Source organism: Nocardia amamiensis, assembly GCF_015477605.1.
Taxonomy (GTDB): Bacteria; Actinomycetota; Actinomycetes; order Mycobacteriales; family Mycobacteriaceae; genus Nocardia; species Nocardia amamiensis_A.
This window is the reverse complement of record NZ_JADLQX010000270.1, coordinates 1-322: the sequence shown is the minus strand read 5'-3', so window position 1 is coordinate 322 and position 322 is coordinate 1. Positions and strand designations below refer to the sequence as shown.

Here is a 322-nt window from a genome sequence, read left to right as displayed (position 1 = left end):
CAGTAGCCTCGACCTGCCGCTTCAACCGCTCGGCCACCGCAGCCAACTGCAGCAAGCCCTCACGTCCAATCATCAACCCCTCCAGCCTGTTCCGGCTACAGGTGCATCATGAACCGCACGCTTCGACCTCGAGCAGCTGCTTGTAACCGACTGCGATATCGGCCGCCGACAGGTGCGGATCCGAACACCTCAGCAGGTACTTGCCGTCGAAGTTGGCTTCGGCCTTCGCTTTCGCCGCGTCGAGGCGCAGCTTCCCGGCCGGGGTGACCCGCAGGAACCTCGACAGGCCCGGCTTCGCGGAGATCTTGCCCCGCAACTCGCC

Annotated in this window: 1 pseudogene; it reads right to left on the bottom strand. The window is 64.9% G+C overall.

From position 1 onward, the window contains the following. Window positions 1-121: 121 nt before the first annotated feature. Window positions 122-322: pseudogene (locus IU459_RS37790) on the bottom strand (IS1634 family transposase); the annotation flags it as partial.